The sequence below is a fragment of the Neorhizobium sp. IRS_2294 genome (assembly GCF_050500145.1).
GTDB lineage: Bacteria > Pseudomonadota > Alphaproteobacteria > Rhizobiales > Rhizobiaceae > Neorhizobium > Neorhizobium soli.
In genome coordinates this window covers 1,484,288-1,505,044 of sequence record NZ_CP191439.1, presented here as the reverse complement: position 1 = coordinate 1,505,044, position 20,757 = coordinate 1,484,288, and the positions used below count along the sequence as shown (strand labels likewise).

Here is a 20,757-nt window from a genome sequence, read left to right as displayed (position 1 = left end):
CGGCTTTTTTGTGGGTCCGACATGACACCAGATACAAAAATGGCCCCTCTCGGGGCCATTTGTCTGAAATGGTGTCGCTATTAACGCGAGTAGAATTCGACGACCAGCGACGGTTCCATGATGACCGCGTAGGGTACATCGGCCAGGCTCGGGATGCGAGCGAAGGTGGCAACCATCTTGTTGTGATCGACTTCGATGTAGTCAGGAACGTCGCGTTCTGCGAGCGAAACGGCTTCCAGAACGGTGACCATCTGCTTCGACTTCTGGCGAACTTCGACAACGTCGCCAGCCTTGCAGCGGTACGAACCGATGTTGACCTTGACGCCATTGACCGTGACGTGGCCGTGGTTGACGAACTGACGAGCAGCAAACACGGTCGGAACGAACTTTGCGCGGTAGACGATGGCGTCCAGACGCGATTCCAGCAGGCCGATCAAGTTTTCACCGGTGTCGCCCTTGCGGCGGTTGGCTTCTTCATAGATCGCGCGGAACTGCTTCTCGCGGATGTCGCCGTAGTAGCCCTTCAGCTTCTGCTTGGCGCGCAGCTGCACACCGAAGTCGGAAAGCTTGCCCTTGCGGCGCTGACCGTGCTGGCCAGGACCGTATTCGCGGCGGTTAACCGGCGACTTCGGGCGGCCCCAGATGTTTTCGCCCATACGGCGATCGATTTTGTACTTAGACGATTCGCGCTTGCTCATCGTATTTCCTTTCAGAAAGTTACACCGGTTCGTTGCCGAACCGGATGAAGGAAACACGCCCTCCTCTGAACCTCGATTTAGAGGTTCTGACAGGCTTCTCACGAAAAGCGTTCGGAGAGTGCCACGGGACATGTCGTTGAAACACCCGGTGTTGCCACCGGGCGTTGGCGGGTCTTTAGGCGGCTGTCATCAAAATGTCAACAGCAGCCGGGTCGCTGCGGGCTTATTCCGCAGCAATCTTGAGATCGCCCTCATCAGGCGCTTCGGCACTGCCGGGCGCCGTTTCCGCCTGCAGCTCCGGAAACGCGACGATGCGCTTGCCGGTGAAGTCGGAATGGACCACGACCAGCCCCTGCTCTTCGAAATAGCCCAGCAGACGGCGTGCGCGGCGCGCGGAGTGCGTGCCGTAGGCGCGGGCAATGCGTGCATCGGGCGGGCATGGTTCGCCGCCGAGTGCCGCCTTTGCCATCATCAGAAACACGCCCTGAAGATCATCCGAAACACTGTTCGACATGGACAGCACCGTCGTCCAGGCTTCGCTCGAGGCCATCGCAGCATCGACCCCGGAACGGGCAATCGCCGTGCGGCGACGGAAGTCGCTGAGCGACAGCGGCGGGCCCGGCAGACGACGCATGCGGGCGCGAACGAGGAAGTCCTGATAGAGAACCGCGTCCGTCCGATAGGCAGATTGCGGATCATCGAGGATCTCCGCCATGACCGCCATCAGCCGATCCTCACGCTCCTCGACCGTAAGCACGGGCACCGGCGTCCGCGGCTCGGCGGCAGCCGGCTGAAGGGAAGCAGGCGTCGAGCGCGAGAGTTCCGCCAGAATATCGGTGGTCGGCCGTGGCGCCGGCGCCTGACGGCGGTTCGCCGTCAAAGGCCGGGTGAATTCTTCTGGATCCGGCGTGAAGATGAGACCTTCGACATCCAGATGCGCATCCGGCAGCGGCATCAGCTTCGGGCTGGACGAACGGGCCGATGTCTCGACATTGCCGATGATGATCGGCAGCGGCCGACGCGACAGAGCCGGGCCGAGCGCGACGAAGTTGCCGCGCTTGAGATCACGGAACATTTCCGCCTGACGCCGATCCATGCCGAGCAGATCCGCGGCGCGGGCCATGTCGATATCGAGAAACGTGCGGCCCATGAGGAAGTTGGAGGCTTCGGCCGCGACGTTCTTCGCAAGCTTTGCCAGGCGCTGCGTGGCGATGACGCCGGCCAGACCGCGCTTACGGCCGCGGCACATCAGGTTGGTCATAGCACCGAGCGACATTTTGCGGGCGTCTTCGGAGACGTCGCCACCAACGGATGGGGCAAACATCTGCGCTTCGTCGACCACGACCAGAACCGGATACCAGTAGTCGCGATCGGCATCGAACAGGCCGTTCAAAAAGGCGGCGGCGGCGCGCATCTGCTCTTCGAGATCAAGGCCTTCGAGGGTCAGGACGCAGGACACGCGGTTCTTGCGGATACGGTTGGCAATGCCCGCGAGTTCGGCTTCGGTGCGTTCGCCATCGACGACGACATGACCGTATTTGTCGGCCAGCGTGACGAAATCACCTTCCGGATCGATCACGACCTGCTGGACCCACGGTGCGGACTGTTCCAGCAGCCGCCGCAGAAGATGCGACTTGCCCGAGCCCGAGTTGCCCTGGACGAGGAGACGCGTTGCCAGAAGCTCCTCGATATCGAGCTTGGCCGGATCACCCCCGGTCAGAGTTCCCATATCGATGCCGACCTGCAATGCCTTACCTCGTATGCCGTCTACACGCGGTCAAAGACCGCCAAACATTCTCACTAACAGAGAAAGGGATTCGTTTCGCCGTGCAAGAGAGGAAATGCACAGGCTTTGCGGTCAGGCCGCTGCCCGCTTGAAGCCGAGCGACAGAAGCCCTGCCCCGATCATCAGCGAACCACCGGTCCGGTTGACGATTTTCTGTACCCGTGGCCTGCGGATCTGGTTGCGGGCCAGGGAGGCGAGAAGCCCGTAGAGCGTGGCGTTGATCATCGCCAGAACCAGAAACGTCACCTCGAAAACAGCCATCTGAAAGAACAGCGGTTTTGACAGATCGAGAAACTGCGGCAGGAAGGCGACGAAGAACACGATGCCCTTCGGATTGAGCGCGGTGACCACGTAGGTGTGCAGCAGGATGCGCAACGGTCTGGCTTGCGGCAGCTCCCCCTCGCCGGCTGCGACCTCTGGATCCATCACGGGTGCGCGCCACAGTTTGATGCCGAGATAGATCAGATAGGCGGCGCCGACCCATTTGAGGATCGTGAACAGCATCGCAGACGTGGCGAGCAAGGCGCCCAGCCCCAGCATTGAGGCAGTCATTGCCGTGAAGTCCCCGAGTGCCACGCCAGCGACTGTAGCAGTCGCCACCTTTCGCCCGTGCGTCATCGCATAGGAGATGACGAGCAGGATCGTCGGTCCGGGAATGGCCAGAAGAATGGCGGATGCGGCGACGAAGGCCAGCCAGTTTTCAATAGACATCGTGTCTGCTCCTGATCCGGTAGGCCGAGCAAGCCATCGAATTCAGCCGATGACAAGAGGGCTAGACCCGCAAACCAAACCCTTGCATCAGACGCTGCGTGGCAAAATCCGGATTGCCAGAGGTAAACACCGCAAAGTCGAATTCGCCGGGGTGTTGCGCACCCTCCAGAAGCGGCACCTTGCGCCGGGCCTGTCGAGCGATCGCTTCCGCCGGATCGAGCCAGTCGACCGGCCAGGGCGCCAGGCGGCGGAACAGGTTCGCCATGAAGGGATAATGCGTACAGGCGAGAACGACGATATCGGTCTTGCGGCCGTCCTTCTCGACGAAGCAGGGCATGATTTCGGCTAGGACAGCGTCGTCCGACAGGTTCTCGCCGCGGATATAGGCTTCCGCCATGCGGGCCAGATTTTCCGATCCGACAAGCCTCACGTGACACTGCGTGGCAAAGGACTGGATCAGATCACGCGTATAGGCGCGCTTGACGGTGCCGGGCGTTGCGAGGACGGACACGAGGCCGGATCTGGTTCGCTCGGCTGCAGGCTTTATCGCCGGCACGGTGCCGACGAAGGTCATCTCGGGAAAGCGCTCACGAAGCGCCGCTCCCGCCAGGGTAAAGGCGGTATTGCAGGCAATGATGGAGATTTCCGGCTGGTAGTCGTTCAGCAGGCGCTCGAACTGGGACAGGATCCGCGCCGTCAGCGCCTCCTCCTCCCAGCCGCCGTAAGGGAAACCGGCGTCGTCGGCGACATAGATGAAACCGCGCTCCGGCATCAGCACGCGCGCCTCACGCAGCACAGTCAGTCCGCCGATGCCCGAATCGAACATCAGCACCGGCTTCAGGTCATTCGTCGCCGCCATTGCCTTCGGTCTCCCCGGTCACGTCGGCCTTCTTCTGCCTCGGCGTCGTTTTTCGTGGCCATTGACGTGGAAACGCATCCAGCGATTTGATCACGCCGCGAAACACGCTGACTTCCTGCTCCGAAAAGCTCCGCCGCGAAAGGACCGCGCGCAGATTGTCGATCATCTTCGGCTTCTTCTCAGGTGGATGGAAGTAGCCTCGGGCATCGAGCGCTTCCTCGATCTGCTCGAACATGCCGAACACTTGGTCCTTCGTCGAGGGCCGCTGCTCGATCGGCTGGAAGCGGGTTTCCTCGATATCGTCCATGCCGGATTTCATCCAGTCATAGGACATCAGCAAAACCGCCTGGGCGATATTGAGCGAGGCGAAGGCCGGATTGACCGGGAAGGTGACGATCTCGTCGGCGAGCGCCACCTCTTCGTTGCTTAAACCCCAGCGTTCGCGGCCAAATAGAATGCCGGTCTTTTCACCTGCCTTGAATTTCTCACGCAATGTGGACGCCGCATAGACCGGTGACCGAACGGGCTTGAAGCCGTAGCGTTCGCGCGCCGTCGTGGCATAGACGAAGTTCAGGTCGCGGGTCGCGTCTTCCAGCGTCTCGAAGACGACGGCTCCATCGATCACGTGGTCAGCCTTCGACGCGGCAGACCTCGCCTTCTCGTTCGGCCAACCATCACGAGGACTGACGAGGCGCAGTTCCGCCAAGCCGAAATTGGCCATGGCGCGCGCCACCATGCCGATGTTTTCGCCCAGTTGCGGTTCCACCAGAATGATGGCCGGGCCCTCGGCAATGAGCTCGCGCTCGCTATTCGTACCTGACATCGCTTAATCCCAACAATTTCAGGCTGGGCAGATAGCCGCCGGATGGATGAAGAGCAAGGCTTTCAGAGACTTTGCCTCTCTCTACTCGCCCTTGGCGATCGATTGCATCTCTTCGACGAGCGAATCGCTTTCGTTCTCGACAACCCGGTGGATGTCCTTGATGACCGGCTTGCCGTCTTCCTCGATGACGTCGAAATGCACTTCCGAAACGCTGTCCTTCATTTCCGCATCATCGATGCAGGCCCACTGCTTGAACGTGACCTTCACATCCGACACGTCATTTGCCGCCGGTGCCGGCACGATGGTGACGTCCTTCAGCGGGCAGCCGTCCTGCGAACTCGTGACGACGTCGTAGCCAAACGGATCGCCGGGGGCATTGTTTTCGGTTTCGTAAGCGGGGTGCTTGGACGCTTCCGAGTAGGCAGTCTGGAACGACTTGCTAAAATTCTGCTGGATCGGCTCGGGATCGAACAGCGACTTCCAGTCACTATCAACCGTATTCCAGTTGTCTTCGGTGATCTTCATCACCGCCTTTACCGGATCGGTCACATCCGCCGCCAGAACGCCGGTGGAAATCAGGGTGAAGAGAGAAAGAAGCGGGAGTATCCGCATATCATAGATCCAGTGCTGCGATGAGTTTTGGCGGACATTACGCCGCGCCCGATGTTTGGCAATGCTCAATCTTGAGGGCCAATTTCAGGCAGTATGATGATGGCGAGCGCATGTTCCAATTTTCTAACCGAATCGCGCCATATCAGACCGCACCATCTTTGCGTTCTCTCCCCCGCGATGCTATAGCGCCCCCGTTGATCATTTTTGAGGCCTAAACGGCCCATCTACGGCAAGAGGAAGTCCATGCAGAAGATCAAGGTAGCGAACCCGGTCGTCGATCTCGACGGCGACGAGATGACCCGTATCATATGGCAGCTCATCAAGGACAAGCTGATCCTTCCCTATCTCGATCTCGACATCGAATATTACGACCTTTCCGTCGAGAACCGTGATGCGACGAACGACCAGGTCACGGTCGATGCTGCCCACGCGATCAAGAAGCACGGCGTCGGCATCAAGTGCGCGACGATCACGCCGGACGAAGACCGCGTGAAGGAATTCAATCTCAAGCAGATGTGGAAGAGCCCGAACGGCACGATCCGCAACATCCTCGGCGGCGTTATCTTCCGCGAGCCGATCATCTGCCAGAACGTACCGCGCCTCGTTCCCGGCTGGACCAAGCCAATCGTCGTCGGCCGTCATGCCTTCGGCGACCAGTACAAGGCGACCGATTTCAAGTTCCCCGGCAAGGGCAAGCTGACGATCAAGTTCGTCGGTGAAGACGGCCAGGTTATCGAGAAGGACGTGTTCGACGCCCCAGGCGCCGGCGTTGCCATGGCGATGTACAACCTCGACGAATCGATCCGCGAATTCGCGCGCGCTTCGATGATGTACGGCCTGATGCGCAAGTGGCCGGTCTACCTGTCGACCAAGAACACCATCCTCAAGGCCTATGACGGTCGCTTCAAGGATATCTTCGAAGAAGTCTACCAGACCGAATTCAAGGCGAAGTTCGCCGAAATCGGCATCACCTACGAACACCGCCTGATCGACGACATGGTTGCATCGGCTCTGAAGTGGTCCGGCGGTTACGTTTGGGCGTGCAAGAACTACGACGGCGACGTCCAGTCCGACACGGTTGCGCAGGGCTTCGGCTCGCTCGGCCTGATGACTTCGGTTCTCTTGTCGCCGGATGGCCGCACGGTCGAAGCCGAAGCTGCGCATGGCACCGTGACGCGTCACTACCGCCAGCACCAGAAGGGCCAGGAAACCTCGACGAACTCGATCGCCTCGATTTTCGCATGGACCCGTGGCCTTGCGCACCGCGCGAAGCTGGATGACAACGCCGAACTGGCAACCTTTGCCACCACGCTCGAAACCGTCTGCGTCGACACCGTCGAACAGGGCTACATGACCAAGGATCTGGCGCTTCTGATCGGCCCGGAGCAGCCTTGGCTGTCCACGACTGCCTTCCTCGACAAGATCGATGAAAACCTGAAGACGGCCATGGCTGCCTAAGCCTCATCTCTTCAGTAGAATTCGGCAAACGGCGGGGTATACTCCCCGCCGTTTCTGTTTTTTGCTCGAGGAGATGCCCGTGACGACAATCCGCCCGCTTGAGCCTGCCGACCGTGCCGCTTGGGAACCCCTGTTCAGAGCCTATCTCGAGTTCTACGAGTCGGAACTGCCGAAAGAACAGTACGACATCACGTGGTCCCGCTTTCACCATGATGACGAGCCCCTGCAGGCACTTGGCGCTTTCGACGAGAACGGGCAGATGGTCGGCATCGTGCATGTCGTCTTCCACCGCTCGACCTGGTTACCTGACATGACCTGCTATCTGCAGGACCTCTACGTCGACAGCAGCCAGCGTGGACGCGGCGTCGGGGAAGCCCTGATCGAGAAGGTGGCACTGCTCGCGCGCGACCAGAATGCCGGTCGGCTCTACTGGCTGACGCAGGAAGACAACACAGCCGCGAGGCGTCTCTATGACCGTGTCGCTGTGGCGCCAGGGTTTATCCAGTATCGCAAGCCGCTTTGAGAGACGCTTCCAGCAAGGCGGCTTAAACCGGACTTTCAGCAGTATTCCTGCCGGGTTTCACAGCGATACCTCGCGTCCCGCCACTGAAAATGACAATGCTGCACCGCTTAATTAGTTGCGGTTTATCAATACTCTACAATTAATGATGAACCAACATGCTAGTTGTCTGCGGTTATGGAAATGATAGATGTTCCCTACCCCAATTCTGGGTTGAGGGACACTACCGTGAGAAAAACTGTACTTGTTGCGGCCGCTGCATTGGCGGCTCTTTTTGCATGCACCACTACATCCAACGCCTCGGATCTCGTCTTTACCTTGAAGAACCGGACCAGCGGCACGCTTGAGCGTTTCTATACGTCGCCCGTCGGTGTTGACGACTGGGAAGAAGATGTATTCGGCAAGGATGTTCTCGAGCCCGGCGAGAGTATCGAGATCACCATCGCTGACGGTCGCAGGGTCTGCAAATACGATCTGCGCTTCGAATTCACCGAGGATTCAGGCCTCGAGGACCTCGAAGACTCGCAGGATCTCTGCAAGATGGGATCCTACACGATCCACGAATGACACCGTGCCTACATCACCACGCGGTGATGTAGGCTGCTCGCTCTGACTACCTCACGATGCGTCGGTTGGTCCAGGATCAGCTTGCGAGACCCGGCGCCTCGTAACCCGTGCGTTCGACATATTCCGTGTAGCCGCCATCGAAACGATGAACGCCGTCCGCGGTCACTTCCAACACCCGGTTGGACAGCTCGGCCAGAAAATGCCGGTCATGGCTGACGAACAGCATCGTGCCGTCATAGTCGGCGAGCGCCTTGATCAGCATTTCCTTGGTATCGAGATCCAGGTGGTTGGTGGGCTCGTCCAGCACCAGGAAATTCGGCGGATCAAACAGCATGGCCGCCATGACGAGACGGGCCTTTTCTCCGCCGGACAGAACCCGGCATCTCTTTTCCACGTCATCGCCTGAAAAGCCGAAGCATCCGGCAAGGGTGCGAAGCGCGCCCTGCCCGGCCCGCGGGAACTCGGACTCCAGCCATTCGAACACGGTCTGCTCGCCATCCAGCACATCCATGGCATGCTGGGCGAAATAGCCCATCTTGACACTGGCGCCGATCGCGACGGATCCGACGTCGGGTGCCGCCGAACCGGCGATCAGCTTCAGAAGTGTCGATTTGCCGGCGCCGTTGATCCCCATGATGCACCAGCGTTCCTTTCGGCGGATCATGAAATCCAGTCCGTCATAGATCACACGGCTGCCATAGGCCTTGTGGACACCCTTGAGGTTTGCAACATCCTCACCGGAACGCGGTGCCTGCTGAAATTCGAAGGCGACCGTCTGGCGGCGACGCGGCGGTTCCACCCGCTCGATCTTGTCGAGCTTCTTCACACGGCTCTGCACCTGGGCTGCGTGCGACGCGCGCGCCTTGAAGCGTTCGATGAACTTGATCTCTTTGGCCAGCATCGCCTGCTGCCGCTCGAACTGGGCCAGCTGCTGCTTCTCGTTCTGCGCCCTTTGCTGTTCGTAAAAGCCGTAATCGCCGGCATAGGTGTTGAGCGATCCGGCATCGATCTCGATGATCTTGTTGACGATCCGGTTCATGAACTCACGGTCATGCGAGGTCATCAGCAAGGCGCCGTCGTAGTTCTTGAGGAACTCCTCAAGCCAGATCAGGCTTTCGAGATCCAGGTGGTTGGACGGTTCGTCCAGCAGCATGACGTCCGGGCGCATCAAGAGGATGCGGGCAAGCGCCACGCGCATCTTCCAGCCGCCGGACAGTTTGCCGACGTCGCCGTCCATCATCTCTTCGCTGAAGGAGAGGCCTGCCAGAACCTCGCGAGCGCGGCTTTCCAGCCCATAGCCGTCCAGCTCCTCATAACGCGCCTGTACCTCGCCATAGCGATCGATGATGGCATCCATCTCGTCCATCCGGTCGGGATCGACCATCGCGGCTTCGAGCGAGCGCAGTTCGGCGGCAACGCTGCTGACTGGCCCTGCCCCGTCCATCACCTCGGTGACGGCGCTGACGCCCGACATTTCTCCGACGTCCTGATTGAAATAGCCGATCGTCACATGCTTCTCGACCGTGACCTGTCCCTCATCGGGCAGCTCCTGGCCGGTGATCATCCGGAACAGAGTCGTCTTGCCCGCCCCGTTCGGACCGACCAAACCGATCTTTTCGCCGCGGTTCAGGGCCGCAGAGGTCTCAATGTAGAGAATGCGGGAACTGTTGGACTTGCTGATATTCTCGATGCGGATCATGGCTGCCGGAAAGTGAGGACGCGTTCGGCGTGCCTTATGTCACGGGATGGGCCGGATGTCGCGGGGTTTCATGGTGCCATAACCGCAAGCATCAAGGTGTGTGGCTCAAGCAGCACTCGACAAACTGAAACGCAAAAGGCCGGACAGTTTCCTGCCCGGCCTTTTGTCAATTTGTATCTCAGAAGATTACTCTGCGCTGTCTTCAGCGGCCTTCTTCTTCGGTGCTGCCTTCTTCTTCGGAGCAGCGGCTTCTTCGCCTTCTGCAGCCTCTGAAGCTTCAGCCTTTGCCTTCTTCGGCGAGGCCTTCTTCTTGGCAGGCTTGTCCGCGTCTTCGCCTTCTTCTTCGGCGAGCAGCTCTTCCTTCGTCACGGTCTTGTCAGTGACCTTGACCTCGGACAGGAGATGATCGACGACCTTTTCTTCAAAGATCGGGGCACGCAGCGAAGCGGAAGCGCCTGGGGTGTTGCGGAAGAAATCGAGGATTTCCTTCTGCTGGCCCGGGAACTGCTGCAGCTGTGCGTAGAGTGCACGCTGCATTTCTTCCTCGGTTACTTCGACGCCGGCCTTTTCGCCGATTTCGGAGAGAACCAGGCCGAGACGGACGCGACGTTCGGCAAGCTTGCGATACTCTTCGCGTGCTTCTTCCTCAGTCGTTTCTTCGTCTTCAAACGTCTTGCCTGACTGCTGCAGATCGGTGTTGATCTGGCGCCAGATGTTGTCGAACTCGGCGTCAACGAGGCCCTGCGGCGCGTCGAACTTGTACATCTCGTCGAGCTGGTCGAGGATCTGACGCTTGACCTTCTGACGCGTGACGTTGCCGTACTGGCTTTCGATCTGGCCGCGGACGATTTCCTTCAGACGATCGACCGATTCGATGCCAAGCGTCGAAGCAAGTTCGTCGTTGATCTCGACGGCAGCCGGAGCAGCGATGTCCTTGACGGTGATGTCGAAGGTCGCGTCCTTGCCAGCCAGGTTCGGAGCCGGATATTCGGACGGGAAGGTCACGGTGATCTGCTTTTCGTCGCCCGACTTGACGCCAACCAGCTGGTCTTCGAAGCCCGGGATGAAGCGACCCGAACCGATGACCAATTCTGCGTCTTCAGCAGTGCCGCCATCGAAGGCTTCGCCATCGACCTTGCCGAGGTAGTTCATGGTGACGCGATCGCCTTCAGCGGCAACGCCGTCCTTTGTCTCGAACGTGCGAGCGCTTTCGGCGATCTTGAGGATCTGCTCGTTGACTTCGTCTTCCGACACTTCAACGACTTCGCGCTCGACGGTGATACCGTCAGTCGACTTCAGCTCGATCGGCGGGATCACTTCATAGGTCAGGGTGAATTCGAAATCAGCCTGTGCATTGAGGATCTTTTCGGCTTCCGCCTCGTCTTCGGTCATCGACACCGAAGGCTGCGTTGCCGACTTCTCGCCGCGCTCGGAGAGAATCTTGGTGGGGCGTTCACGGACGATCTCGTTGACGAGATCAGCCATGATCGACTTGCCATAGGTTTTCTTGAGGTGTGAAAGCGGCACCTTGCCCGGACGGAACCCGTTGATGCGAACCTTGTCCTTGGCATCGGCCAGACGAACGTTGAGCTCGGCTTCCATATCCTGCTTAGGGATAACGACCTTGATTTCGCGCTTCAGCCCTTCAGCGAGCGTTTCGGTAACCTGCATTTTTATACCTTCTTATCGTGGCGGCGGCGCCCATACAGCCGTTCGTGTTTTTCGTGAGCACACCACCGGAACTAAAAAGTGACCAGCCGCGGCTTTCATAAGCAGCGCGTCCTGCCGTTACCGGCGAACAGCGCGTCCAGCGATCCTGGTGCGGGTAGAGAGACTTGAACTCCCACGCCTTGCGGCACCAGAACCTAAATCTGGCGTGTCTACCAATTTCACCATACCCGCGCCCCTAGGCATCGAAACTCTAGCGGCCAGAGGCCTTCCGGAGCGCGCGTCTCTATAACACCCGTTTTCCTACACGCAAAGGAAAAATGAAGGTTTGTGACGCCTGTTTGATGATGATCAGAAGCGAGACTGCGTTCGCCTCGGGTGGAGCTGGTGAGCAGGACAGAAACGGCCCGACGCACCTTCATTGTGGGTGTAATAGACGTAAATTTCAGCGCCTGATCAAATTATGGTCAAATACAGCTAGTTTCCGCACGATCCTTCTGCATGCAATGCAACAGATGCATAGGTGGCATACGAAATGCGCGCTTTTTCCTTCGCAGCGCAGCATTTAAAACGATTAGCAACGCAGCCGGAAGCAATTAGCCGGCATTGACCAACGAAGGAAACGACCATGAAAATCGCAAAGAAGCTGAACGACTGGCGCAAGTACCGCGAAACGGTTTCGGAACTCGGCCGCATGTCGGACCGCGAACTCTCTGACCTCGGTATTGGCCGCTCCGACATCCGTCGCGTTGCACGCACGGCAGTCGGCTTCTAAGATCTAAAGAACGACCAACGGTCTACCGTTTAAAAGCGCCTCCTTCGGGAGGCGTTTTTCGTTTGTGCATAGTGCTTCACGCAGCGAAACGGCTGCTGCTGCTTTTTCGTACGAAGCTGCAAAAAGCATCAACTCATTGCACAAACGCATGGCAGTCGCACATTTTTTGCACTGCACCTTTCGGCGCGTCTCACCTATATGAAGCTCATCGCCGGTGACGATAGATCACTGGGAAAAAGATGATTGAGGAAACACCAAATGAACCCGATCCGCATCGCTAAGAACTGGATCAGCTACCGCCGTACGATCAATGAACTCGGCAGCCTTTCCAACCAGGCGCTCAACGACATTGGTCTGACCCGCTACGACATCCGCGGCATCGCCGCTCGTTCCTTCCGTTAATCCATCCATTGTGATGGACCAGCGCGATATGATGTCGCGATGGCGAGAGAACGATAGTCGCAATGATCCTAAAAGATCAAAGAGACACCCAAGGAATGATCAGAGGCACCTTTTTAGGTGCCTTTTTGATTCCGGCCGTTCGAATGCCGTGATAATGAGCCGGACATGAGCACTATATCGAATTCGTCTACCCTTGCCCCAATCCACGTCGTCGGTGGCGGCCTTGCCGGCTCCGAAGCATCCTGGCAGATCGCTGAGGCCGGCATCCCCGTCATTCTCCACGAGATGCGCGGCGTGCGCGGCACCGATGCCCACCGCACGGACGGTCTCGCCGAGCTCGTCTGCTCGAACTCTTTCCGCTCCGATGATGCGACGGCCAATGCCGTCGGCGTCATCCACGCAGAAATGAGGCTGGCCGGCTCTTTGATCATGGCCTGCGCCAACAAAAATCAGGTCCCGGCCGGCGGCGCACTTGCGGTCGACCGCGACGGTTTCTCTCATGCAGTCACGCAGGCGATCGAGAACCATCCGCTGATCACCGTTGTGCGAGAGGAAATTCACGGTCTACCGCCGGCGGAATGGGACTTGGCCGTCGTCGCGACCGGTCCTCTGACGTCGCCCGATCTCGCAAAGTCGATCCAGGCCGAGACCGGAGAGGACCAGCTCGCCTTCTTCGACGCGATCGCGCCGATCGTCCACCGCGAATCGATCGATATGGATATCTGCTGGTACCAGTCGCGCTACGACAAGGTCGGGCCCGGCGGCACAGGCAAGGATTACATCAACTGCCCGCTCGACGAAGCGCAGTACAATGCCTTTCTCGATGCACTGATTGCGGGCGATACGGTCGGCTTCAAGGAATGGGAAGGCACGCCCTATTTCGATGGCTGCCTGCCGATCGAGGTCATGGCGGAGCGTGGGCGCGAAACGCTGCGCCACGGTCCGATGAAGCCGATGGGGCTTACCAATTCACACAATCCGACCGTCAAGGCCTATGCCGTCGTCCAACTGCGGCAGGACAATGCACTTGGCACGCTCTACAATATGGTCGGGTTCCAGACCAAGCTGAAGTATGGCGCGCAGGCCGAGATCTTCCGGATGATCCCGGGGCTGCAGAACGCGGAATTCGCACGGCTCGGCGGCCTGCATCGCAACACCTATATCCAGTCACCGATGCTGCTCGATCACTCGCTGACTTTGAAGAGCCGGCCGGGCCTGCGATTCGCCGGTCAGATCACCGGCTGCGAGGGCTATGTGGAGAGTTCGGCGATCGGTCTTCTGGCTGGTCGTTTTGCGGCTGCCGAGCGCAAGGGCAAAGAAATCGTCCCGCCGCCGGCGACAACGGCCTTCGGTTCTCTGCTTGGGCATATCACCGGGGGGCATCTGGTCCACGACGAAGAGCCCGGCAAACGGTCCTTCCAGCCGATGAATGTGAATTTCGGCCTGTTCCCGGATCTTGCTCCCGGCTCGATCGTCAAACCCGAAGGCGTCAAACGCTTTCGCGGCAAGGACAAGACGATCATGAAACGGCAGTTGATGTCGGTTCGCGCGCTGAAGGACTGCCGTGAGTGGCTGGGTATCGCTTAAAGGCCTAATCGGAGCGGCCGGTGTTTGAAGCCGGCTGCGGTTCGGCCGGAAGCTGTCGATCGGCAACGCTCACGTAATTGTCGAGAAGCCAAAGCGACACTTCTGCCGCCTCGTTTTCATTCTTGAACACGAAAGTTCCGTTCTGTGTCGGGGAGTCCAGGAATTCGGCCGAAAAGCCTTTCGGTTCGGGCGTCGGCGTGACCCGCACGCGGCCGGGCCGGATTACGTGGCATGCGAAATGATTGCCACGGTTGCGCATGATGCCTGACTTATTGTCGTGCAGTCGCACAAAGATCGTGTTCGCATCGGCTGTGCTGTGCAGGCTCCTGATGGCTTCGGCAGGATAGGCGCGACCGAATTCGAGTATCGCCAGTCCCATATCGTGAAGGCTGTCCTCGTCACTGTGCTTGACCAGGCGGGTAACATAAAAGGCCAAGGCCAGCATCACGCCGATGGCGATCGACCAAACTACCAAAGGGCTCAAGACTGCTTCTCCACTGATGGCAGATGCGCACCTGCCGATAGAGGGCATTTATCCCTCAAGGCTTGCGTGAAGCGTGGCGACTGGTGATTGCTAGAAGCGTTTGAGGACGGCGGCCTTCAGCATCTGCAACTGACGACGCCATTGGGGAGACTGCATGTCTCCGTCGAGAGCATCGGCACCCCGGCGTGAAGCGCGCTTCAGAACCCGCTCGACAAGCGCTACCGGCACGAAGGCCGGCACGAGCGCGGGCGGAACAGGACCGGCACGTCGTGCCTTGTCGAGATGCTCGAGGCCAAGGCCGGCAAAGGCCTGAATTGCTGCGGAAATGCGAGGTTTGTCACTGCCGGCCAGAAAGCTGTCGCGGTCAAGACCGGTGGCAGCCAGAAGATCGAGCGGGAGGTAAAGCTGGTTGCGGCGCCGATGGATCGGCAAAAGCAGGATGAAACCGGCGATCGCCTGCGCAACACCCGCATGGCCGGCCGCCTGCGCGGACCTTGCGGCGTCTTCGGACGAAAGGATGAGGCTTGCAAGCTGGATCAAAGCCGAGGCGGTTTCGCCAGCATAGCCTTCCAGCGCGTTGCGGTCAGTGAGCGGATCGTCGTAGAGATCGAAGATTCGCGCTTCCGTCATGGCGACAAGCGTCTGACGCGGCAGCCGATAGGTTTCGATCGCATCCTGCAGTCCCGCAGCGATCGGATTGCCGCCCGTGTCTCCCAGCCCGTCTGCCTGACTTCCACCCTCAAGGAAATCCCGCCACCATTGCAGGCGGATCTCTCCCGGGAGAGGATCGCGGACCATGTCCCGGACGCGCGCAATTTCGGCGTTGAAGGCGTAGAGCGCGGCGAGCGCCGGGCGCTTGTCTTCCGGAGACAGGAGGCATGCGAGATAGCGGTCGCGGTCCGTGTCTCGCAGCGTCGCGAGACAGAGTTCGCTATTCGTTGCACGATCGTCACTCATGGGTCAGACGGCAATCAGCGCGACGGCGACGGCACGGGATTCGGCGAGCATGATATTGTAGGTGCGCACGGCAGCACCGGTGCTCATCGGGTCGGAAGAGATGCCCTTCGCCTTCAATGCGGCTTTCACCTCGGCAGGTATCGGCTTCAGGTTCTGGCCCGTGCCGATCAGCAAGACCTCAATGCCTGAGGCTTCGTCGAGGACCTTGTAGAGGGAGGAAACCGTCAGGGGCTCACCTTCGCCCAGATCCCAGCCGTGTATCCCTGAGGGAAGGCAGAGGATCGACCCGCGATGCGACATGTCGGCAAAACGGAAACCGCCATTGCCGTAGGCATCGATCTGGGCGCGACCGGGGAAATGGGCTTCGCGTATCTCGATCCCTTTTGCCATCATCGCGTCCTTGATTGATTAAAAATGGAAAGGCCCGCCAGAGCGGGCCTGCCGGATGTCAGGACGCGGTGTCGGCCTTGACCGGCTCGCCCTTGACGCGGACTTCGGCGATGTAGGCGCGCATTGCGCGGACCTTGACGCCGTCGGCGATTTCGACTTCGACTTCGTTGTCATCGACAACCTTCGAAACCCGGCCGACGAGGCCGCCGCCCAGCACAACCTGGTCGCCACGGCGAATGCTCGTCAGGGTCTCCTGGCGTTTCTTGGCCTGGGCGCGCTGCGGACGGATCAGGAAGAAATACCAGACCACCATCAGAGGTGCGAAGAGCAGCACCATCTGCAGAATCGAGTCTGTTGCGGAAGCCGCCGGCGCCGCTCCACCCGCCTGCGCGAATGCCTCAGTAATGAACATCAAGAACTCCTAAACGATAAGCGGAGGCGCCGAGCCCCCTGTCATAAGCCGCCGGAATATAGTTGTGACACCCAGGAATGCAACAGAAAGCGGTCCTCCCGCGTACTGAATCCACGGCTCTACGGCTTTTGATGCAATAACGAGCATGTTACCTGCTGAAAAAAGCGGCCGAGAGGGCGCGACCGATGACAAAAAGTCTTGAGGAATACCAGATGACCGACGAGCTCAACGCCCTGATCCTGTCTGAAGTGCGCCGGCTCGCCGACGCAGTCGAGCGGCTGGCGGGCCCTCCACCAGCGGTCAACGACTGGACTGTCGCGGATTGCTTTGTCTGGGTGCCGACAAACCAGCGCCTGCAGCCCGTGCCACGCCCCAACCGCGTCGCCCTCACCCTGATCCGTGGCGTTGACCACGTGCGCGACATCCTGCAGGAAAACACGTTGCGGTTTGCCGAAGGTTATCCGGCAAACAACGTCCTTCTCTGGGGCGCGCGCGGCATGGGCAAGTCGTCGCTGGTCAAAGCCGTGCACGAGGATATCCGCGCGTCGACCGGTGTCTCGCTGAAACTGGTGGAAGTCCACCGCGAGGATATTGCCTCACTGCCGGCGCTGCTCGACATCCTCAAGGCATCCGGCCATCGCATCATCGTGTTTTGCGACGATCTGTCCTTCGACCACGACGATACGGCCTACAAATCGCTGAAGGCAGCGCTCGACGGTGGCATAGAAGGCCGGCCGGACAACGTCCTGTTCTACGCCACATCGAACCGGCGCCACCTTTTGCCGCGGCATATGCTGGAAAACGAGCAGTCGACGGCGATCAACCCGTCCGAGGCGGTCGAGGAGAAGGTTTCGCTCTCGGATCGTTTCGGGCTTTGGCTCGGGTTCCACAAGTGCAGTCAGGACGACTACCTGACCATGATCGACGGCTATGCCGACCATTTCAATCTCGGCCTCAACCGCGAAACCCTGCACCACGAGGCGCTCGCCTGGGCGACGACGCGCGGCGGGCGTTCCGGCCGCGTCGCGTGGCAGTATATCCAGGATCTCGCCGGGCGGATGCGCAAGACACTCACGCCGTGAGTTCTTGAAGCAGCCCCAAAACGAAAAAAGCGCAGCCGAAGCTGCGCTTTTCTCCCGTCCCCTTGAAACGCACTACAATTATTCAAGGAAAGTGATGGGGTTGACCGGTGTCGCATCCTTGCGCACCTCGAAGTGGACCTGCGGACGCTGAGCGTCGCCGCTCATGCCGGACGCCGCGACGGTCTGGCCGCGGGTGACCTTCTGGCCGCGCGTGACGTTGATGTTGCCGGCGTGGCCGTAAACGGTGACCTTGCCATCGTCGTGGCGAACCAGAACGGTGTTTCCGAGCTGCTTCAGACCGTTGCCGGCATAGATGACGACGCCGTTTTCAGCAGCCTTGATCGGCGTGCCCTCGGGAACCGAGATGTCGATACCGTCATTGCGGCTGCCGTTGACGTTGGCGCCGTAACCCGCGATGACCGCGCCGCTGACTGGCCAGCGATATTTCGAAATGCCGGTCGACTGCGGTGCAGCGGCAGACACGTCGGACTTCTTCTCGACGTCCGACAGCGATGCTGTTTCCTGTGGCGCAGGCTTTGCGGGTGCTGCTTCGGCGACAGGCGAAGGTGCAGCAGGCTTCGGCTGGGCAGCCGGCTTTTCCGGGATGGATGCGGTTCTGACCGGATCGGTCGCAACCGAGCTACCACCGACCTTCAGGGTCTGGCCAATTCGTACACCGTCAGCCGACAAGCCGTTTGCGGCCTTCAGCTGATCAATCGGTGTGCCGGTTTCGCGAGCGATCTTTGCAAGGCTGTCGCCAGGCTTGACCGTGTAGGTGCCACCGAGAGGCTTGCCGCCCGGAGGTGTGATCTTGCCAGGCTCCGCCATCGCCTTGTCGCGGGTCGGCGTTGGCAGAACGGCAACCTTCTGCTCGGTCTGCTGGGTGGGCGCTGGGGCCTTGTTCTGCAGGTCGATATCGGATGCAGCCGTCTTGGCCGAATTGCGCGATGGACCGAAGGTCGGGATGACAATCGTCTGGCCCGGCTTCACAGCGCCGCCATTGGCCTTCAGGATTTCCTTTTCAGGAACGCCGTAGCGGGAAGACAGGGTCGATGCGGTCTCGCCTGCCCTGAGCGTTACCCGCGGAGCGTTGACCGAAGACCAGCCGGACATCGGCTTCGTCGAAGCCGTTGTCAGGTTGTCGCCTCGAGCGGTCGACGGTGTGGGAGCCGTCAGAGACTGCGAACCACCGCTACGACCCGGGTATGACTGGGCCATCGATTCCTGGCGAGTGCCCTGACCGCGGTCAGCCGCCATCGGTGCACGGGACGCCATGGGAGCGGACGCCTGAGCAGAAGGCATGCCGGGAGCTGCCAACTCGTTGCGCTGGACGGCCATCGGCGCCGAAGCGGCGCGGGCCGGTGATGAATAGCCACCGGACTGGGCCGGATAAGGCTGGTTCATCGCGGTATTTCGCGAACCGTAATCCTGCTGGACCGGTGCCACCGCCTGGCCCGACCGCAGATCGTCGCGCGGCATTGGCGCCTGGCCATAGGCCCCGCCGACCGGACGCTGGGGTATTGAAGCCGTTGTCAGCTCATCTTTGGAGAACAGCCCGGAGAAACGGCTCGAATCCGAGCTGCAGCCAGTGGCCGCACTCGCCAGCAAAGCCGCAACTGCGAGCTTAGCTACTGATTTTCCGACTTTTTGTGCACTGTTGACACGCATGGACTCGACCTACACTCACGCAACCATCGTGGGAGTCATTAAAGCGCGTTAGTCTTACTGTGGGGTTAAAGTGTCGGAAGAGATGCGATTTTTTTGATAATTCGCTAACCATGAGTTGGAAGCGCTTGGCAGGAGCGGAACCAATGCCGAACCAGCTTAAAGCGCTGCCGCCATCTGCGGAATGATCGGCAGGAATGGCACGGTGAACAGGTCTTCCCGTTCAAACCGGCTCCCGGTCTTGGTGAGCCTCACCATCATGCAGGTCTCGTCGTCGCCGATCAGCGGCGCAACCATCGAACCGCCATGGGTCAGCTGCTCCGCATAGAATCGCGGCAGAATCGTAAATGCCGTGGTCACGAATATCCGATCGAACGTGCCCTCACCCGGCATCCCGTTGCTGCCATCCGCCTGTCGTACGATGACGTTGCGCATTCCAAGGGCGTCAACGCGGGCCTGCGCCGCAACGGTGAGCGTCTTATAGCGATCTACGGTCAGCACCCGTTCTGCGATGCGGCCGATGACGGCGGCTGTAAAACCGCTGCCGGTACCGATTTCGAGAACACGATGACCGGGTTTCACCTGCAGAGCGGCCAGAAGGCGAACCGCAAGATCTGCCCCTTCCATAAAGGCACCGCAATCAATCGGGACCGTGCGGCTGGAATAGGCTTCCTGAGAAAGCGTGGGCGGCACGAACTGCGAACGAGGCGTCTGCTCAACGGCAGTCAGAAGGTCGATATTAGAAATGCCTGCGGACCGGAGCCGCAAGACAAGTGCAGCAAACCCTTCCTTCTCGACCATGCCCGATTTCAAGCTGTCACTCCGCCTGCCACGTTATCTGGGTTCAACCCAGCGCCTTCATCAAGCGATCCTGCACCGAATAGTCGGTCAGGTCCAGTTTCAGCGGTGTTACTGAAATGCGATTGGCCTTGATGGCGTTGATGTCGGTGCCCTCCGCCTGGCGGCCGACACGCGAGGCAAAGTACAGCCAATAGTATGGGAAGCCTCGACCATCCTGGCGTTCGTCGATCGCCACGTCGAAATCGGTCTTGCCCTGAGACGTGACTTCCGTCCCCTGGACATCGTCAGGCGCGCAGGCCGGGAAATTGACGTTGAGAAACGTGCCGGCCGGAAGGTCCGTATCCAGCAATTTGCGGATCAGGCCCGGGCCATGCGATTCGGCCGTATCCCAAGGCAGGACGCGGCCGTTCTCCTTGCGGTAGGCCTGGCTGAGCGCGATCGACCGGACGCCTTGCAGAGTGCCCTCGATGGCGCCTGCGACCGTGCCAGAATAGGTCACGTCGTCGGCAAGGTTGGCACCGACGTTGACACCCGACAGAACGAGATCCGGCTTGCCCCCCATGACGTGGCGCATCGCCATGATGACGCAGTCCGTCGGCGTGCCGCGCACGGCATAGTGCCGGTCGCTGATCTCGCGCAGGCGCAGCGGCTCCGACAGGGTCAAGGAATGCGCATAACCGCTCTGGTCGGTTTCTGGCGCAACAATCCAGACGTCATCGGAAAGCTGGCGGGCAATCCGTTCGAGAACCGCCAGGCCTTCCGCGTGGATACCGTCGTCGTTGGTGAGCAGGATGCGCATTC

The 20,757-nt window shown here is 59.8% G+C and carries 22 protein-coding genes and 1 tRNA gene; 7 read left to right on the top strand and 16 right to left on the bottom strand.

Translation table 11 applies throughout. From position 1 onward, the window contains the following. Positions 1–80: 80 nt before the first annotated feature. The 6 genes from rpsD to ACQY1K_RS07210 all read right to left on the bottom strand — a co-directional run bounded on the left by rpsD (position 81) and on the right by ACQY1K_RS07210 (position 5,489). The gene (rpsD, locus tag ACQY1K_RS07235; RefSeq protein ID WP_062457482.1) at positions 81–698 is read right to left on the bottom strand and encodes a 30S ribosomal protein S4; all 618 of its coding nucleotides are present in this window, start codon (positions 696–698) and stop codon (positions 81–83) included. 223 nt (positions 699–921) lie between these two features. After that, the gene (locus ACQY1K_RS07230; RefSeq protein ID WP_430258626.1) at positions 922–2,445 is read right to left on the bottom strand and encodes a helicase HerA domain-containing protein; all 1,524 of its coding nucleotides are present in this window, start codon (positions 2,443–2,445) and stop codon (positions 922–924) included. 111 nt (positions 2,446–2,556) lie between these two features. Then, positions 2,557–3,195, bottom strand: a complete 639-nt coding sequence (locus ACQY1K_RS07225; RefSeq protein WP_430258624.1) for a LysE family translocator — start codon at positions 3,193–3,195, stop codon at positions 2,557–2,559. Between the two features lie 61 nt (positions 3,196–3,256). After that, on the bottom strand, positions 3,257–4,054 hold the full coding sequence (gene murI / locus ACQY1K_RS07220; protein WP_430258622.1) for a glutamate racemase: 798 nt from the start codon (positions 4,052–4,054) through the stop codon (positions 3,257–3,259). Next, positions 4,038–4,877 carry an RNA methyltransferase gene (locus ACQY1K_RS07215; RefSeq protein WP_062457494.1) on the bottom strand — a complete coding sequence of 280 codons (840 nt, stop codon included), beginning with the start codon at positions 4,875–4,877 and terminating at the stop codon, positions 4,038–4,040. The genes murI and ACQY1K_RS07215 overlap by 17 nt, the downstream gene beginning before the upstream one ends. A gap of 81 nt (positions 4,878–4,958) precedes the next feature. After that, on the bottom strand, positions 4,959–5,489 hold the full coding sequence (locus ACQY1K_RS07210) for a hypothetical protein (protein ID WP_430258620.1): 531 nt from the start codon (positions 5,487–5,489) through the stop codon (positions 4,959–4,961). A gap of 243 nt (positions 5,490–5,732) precedes the next feature. On the opposite strand from ACQY1K_RS07210, the gene ACQY1K_RS07205 reads away from it, so the two are divergent. The 3 genes from ACQY1K_RS07205 (at position 5,733) to ACQY1K_RS07195 (ending at position 8,034) form a co-directional block, all read left to right on the top strand. Continuing rightward, entirely contained in the window at positions 5,733–6,947 is a 1,215-nt protein-coding gene (locus tag ACQY1K_RS07205; protein ID WP_192076821.1) for an NADP-dependent isocitrate dehydrogenase, read from the top strand. A gap of 79 nt (positions 6,948–7,026) precedes the next feature. Next, positions 7,027–7,470 (top strand): GNAT family N-acetyltransferase, encoded by a 444-nt coding sequence (locus tag ACQY1K_RS07200; RefSeq protein ID WP_244508807.1) that lies wholly within the window; start codon positions 7,027–7,029, stop codon positions 7,468–7,470. A 225-nt stretch (positions 7,471–7,695) separates the two neighbouring features. Then, the gene (locus ACQY1K_RS07195; protein ID WP_430258618.1) at positions 7,696–8,034 is read left to right on the top strand and encodes a hypothetical protein; all 339 of its coding nucleotides are present in this window, start codon (positions 7,696–7,698) and stop codon (positions 8,032–8,034) included. 76 nt (positions 8,035–8,110) lie between these two features. Here ACQY1K_RS07195 and ACQY1K_RS07190 read toward each other — a convergent pair whose 3' ends face one another. The 3 genes from ACQY1K_RS07190 to ACQY1K_RS07180 all read right to left on the bottom strand — a co-directional run bounded on the left by ACQY1K_RS07190 (position 8,111) and on the right by ACQY1K_RS07180 (position 11,635). Continuing rightward, positions 8,111–9,733: an ABC-F family ATP-binding cassette domain-containing protein gene (locus ACQY1K_RS07190; protein WP_062457506.1), complete on the bottom strand. Its 1,623-nt coding sequence runs from the start codon at positions 9,731–9,733 to the stop codon at positions 8,111–8,113. Between the two features lie 186 nt (positions 9,734–9,919). Then, a complete protein-coding gene (tig, locus tag ACQY1K_RS07185) occupies positions 9,920–11,404 on the bottom strand; it encodes a trigger factor (RefSeq protein WP_062457509.1) in 1,485 nt (494 codons plus the stop codon). Positions 11,405–11,550: 146 nt separating this feature from the next. Next, positions 11,551–11,635, bottom strand: a tRNA-Leu gene (locus ACQY1K_RS07180). 394 nt (positions 11,636–12,029) lie between these two features. Between ACQY1K_RS07180 and ACQY1K_RS07175 the strand changes: the two genes are divergently transcribed. The 3 genes from ACQY1K_RS07175 to trmFO all read left to right on the top strand — a co-directional run bounded on the left by ACQY1K_RS07175 (position 12,030) and on the right by trmFO (position 14,165). Next, positions 12,030–12,176: a DUF1127 domain-containing protein gene (locus ACQY1K_RS07175; RefSeq protein ID WP_082471897.1), complete on the top strand. Its 147-nt coding sequence runs from the start codon at positions 12,030–12,032 to the stop codon at positions 12,174–12,176. Between the two features lie 258 nt (positions 12,177–12,434). Continuing rightward, positions 12,435–12,578 (top strand): DUF1127 domain-containing protein, encoded by a 144-nt coding sequence (locus ACQY1K_RS07170; RefSeq protein WP_082471896.1) that lies wholly within the window; start codon positions 12,435–12,437, stop codon positions 12,576–12,578. Positions 12,579–12,743: 165 nt separating this feature from the next. Next, a complete protein-coding gene (trmFO, locus tag ACQY1K_RS07165; protein WP_430258616.1) occupies positions 12,744–14,165 on the top strand; it encodes a methylenetetrahydrofolate--tRNA-(uracil(54)-C(5))-methyltransferase (FADH(2)-oxidizing) TrmFO in 1,422 nt (473 codons plus the stop codon). Between the two features lie 4 nt (positions 14,166–14,169). Here the strand turns inward: trmFO and ACQY1K_RS07160 are convergent, their stop codons facing one another. The 4 genes from ACQY1K_RS07160 to yajC form a co-directional block, all read right to left on the bottom strand. After that, positions 14,170–14,649 (bottom strand): hypothetical protein, encoded by a 480-nt coding sequence (locus tag ACQY1K_RS07160; protein ID WP_342366082.1) that lies wholly within the window; start codon positions 14,647–14,649, stop codon positions 14,170–14,172. 90 nt (positions 14,650–14,739) lie between these two features. Further along, a complete protein-coding gene (locus ACQY1K_RS07155; RefSeq protein WP_430258614.1) occupies positions 14,740–15,606 on the bottom strand; it encodes a phytoene/squalene synthase family protein in 867 nt (288 codons plus the stop codon). Positions 15,607–15,609: 3 nt separating this feature from the next. Beyond that, positions 15,610–15,996 carry an Mth938-like domain-containing protein gene (locus ACQY1K_RS07150; protein ID WP_062581393.1) on the bottom strand — a complete coding sequence of 129 codons (387 nt, stop codon included), beginning with the start codon at positions 15,994–15,996 and terminating at the stop codon, positions 15,610–15,612. Positions 15,997–16,054: 58 nt separating this feature from the next. After that, the gene (yajC, locus tag ACQY1K_RS07145) at positions 16,055–16,408 is read right to left on the bottom strand and encodes a preprotein translocase subunit YajC (protein ID WP_062457522.1); all 354 of its coding nucleotides are present in this window, start codon (positions 16,406–16,408) and stop codon (positions 16,055–16,057) included. A gap of 212 nt (positions 16,409–16,620) precedes the next feature. On the opposite strand from yajC, the gene ACQY1K_RS07140 reads away from it, so the two are divergent. Then, a complete protein-coding gene (locus ACQY1K_RS07140) occupies positions 16,621–17,490 on the top strand; it encodes an ATP-binding protein (RefSeq protein ID WP_113111253.1) in 870 nt (289 codons plus the stop codon). 78 nt (positions 17,491–17,568) lie between these two features. On the opposite strand, the gene ACQY1K_RS07135 is transcribed toward ACQY1K_RS07140, so the two are convergent. The 3 genes from ACQY1K_RS07135 to surE form a co-directional block, all read right to left on the bottom strand. Beyond that, the gene (locus tag ACQY1K_RS07135; RefSeq protein WP_430258613.1) at positions 17,569–19,158 is read right to left on the bottom strand and encodes a peptidoglycan DD-metalloendopeptidase family protein; all 1,590 of its coding nucleotides are present in this window, start codon (positions 19,156–19,158) and stop codon (positions 17,569–17,571) included. 156 nt (positions 19,159–19,314) lie between these two features. Further along, positions 19,315–19,968: a protein-L-isoaspartate(D-aspartate) O-methyltransferase gene (locus ACQY1K_RS07130; protein WP_174196749.1), complete on the bottom strand. Its 654-nt coding sequence runs from the start codon at positions 19,966–19,968 to the stop codon at positions 19,315–19,317. A gap of 31 nt (positions 19,969–19,999) precedes the next feature. Beyond that, positions 20,000–20,755 (bottom strand): 5'/3'-nucleotidase SurE, encoded by a 756-nt coding sequence (gene surE, locus ACQY1K_RS07125; RefSeq protein ID WP_062457534.1) that lies wholly within the window; start codon positions 20,753–20,755, stop codon positions 20,000–20,002. Positions 20,756–20,757: the final 2 nt, after the last annotated feature.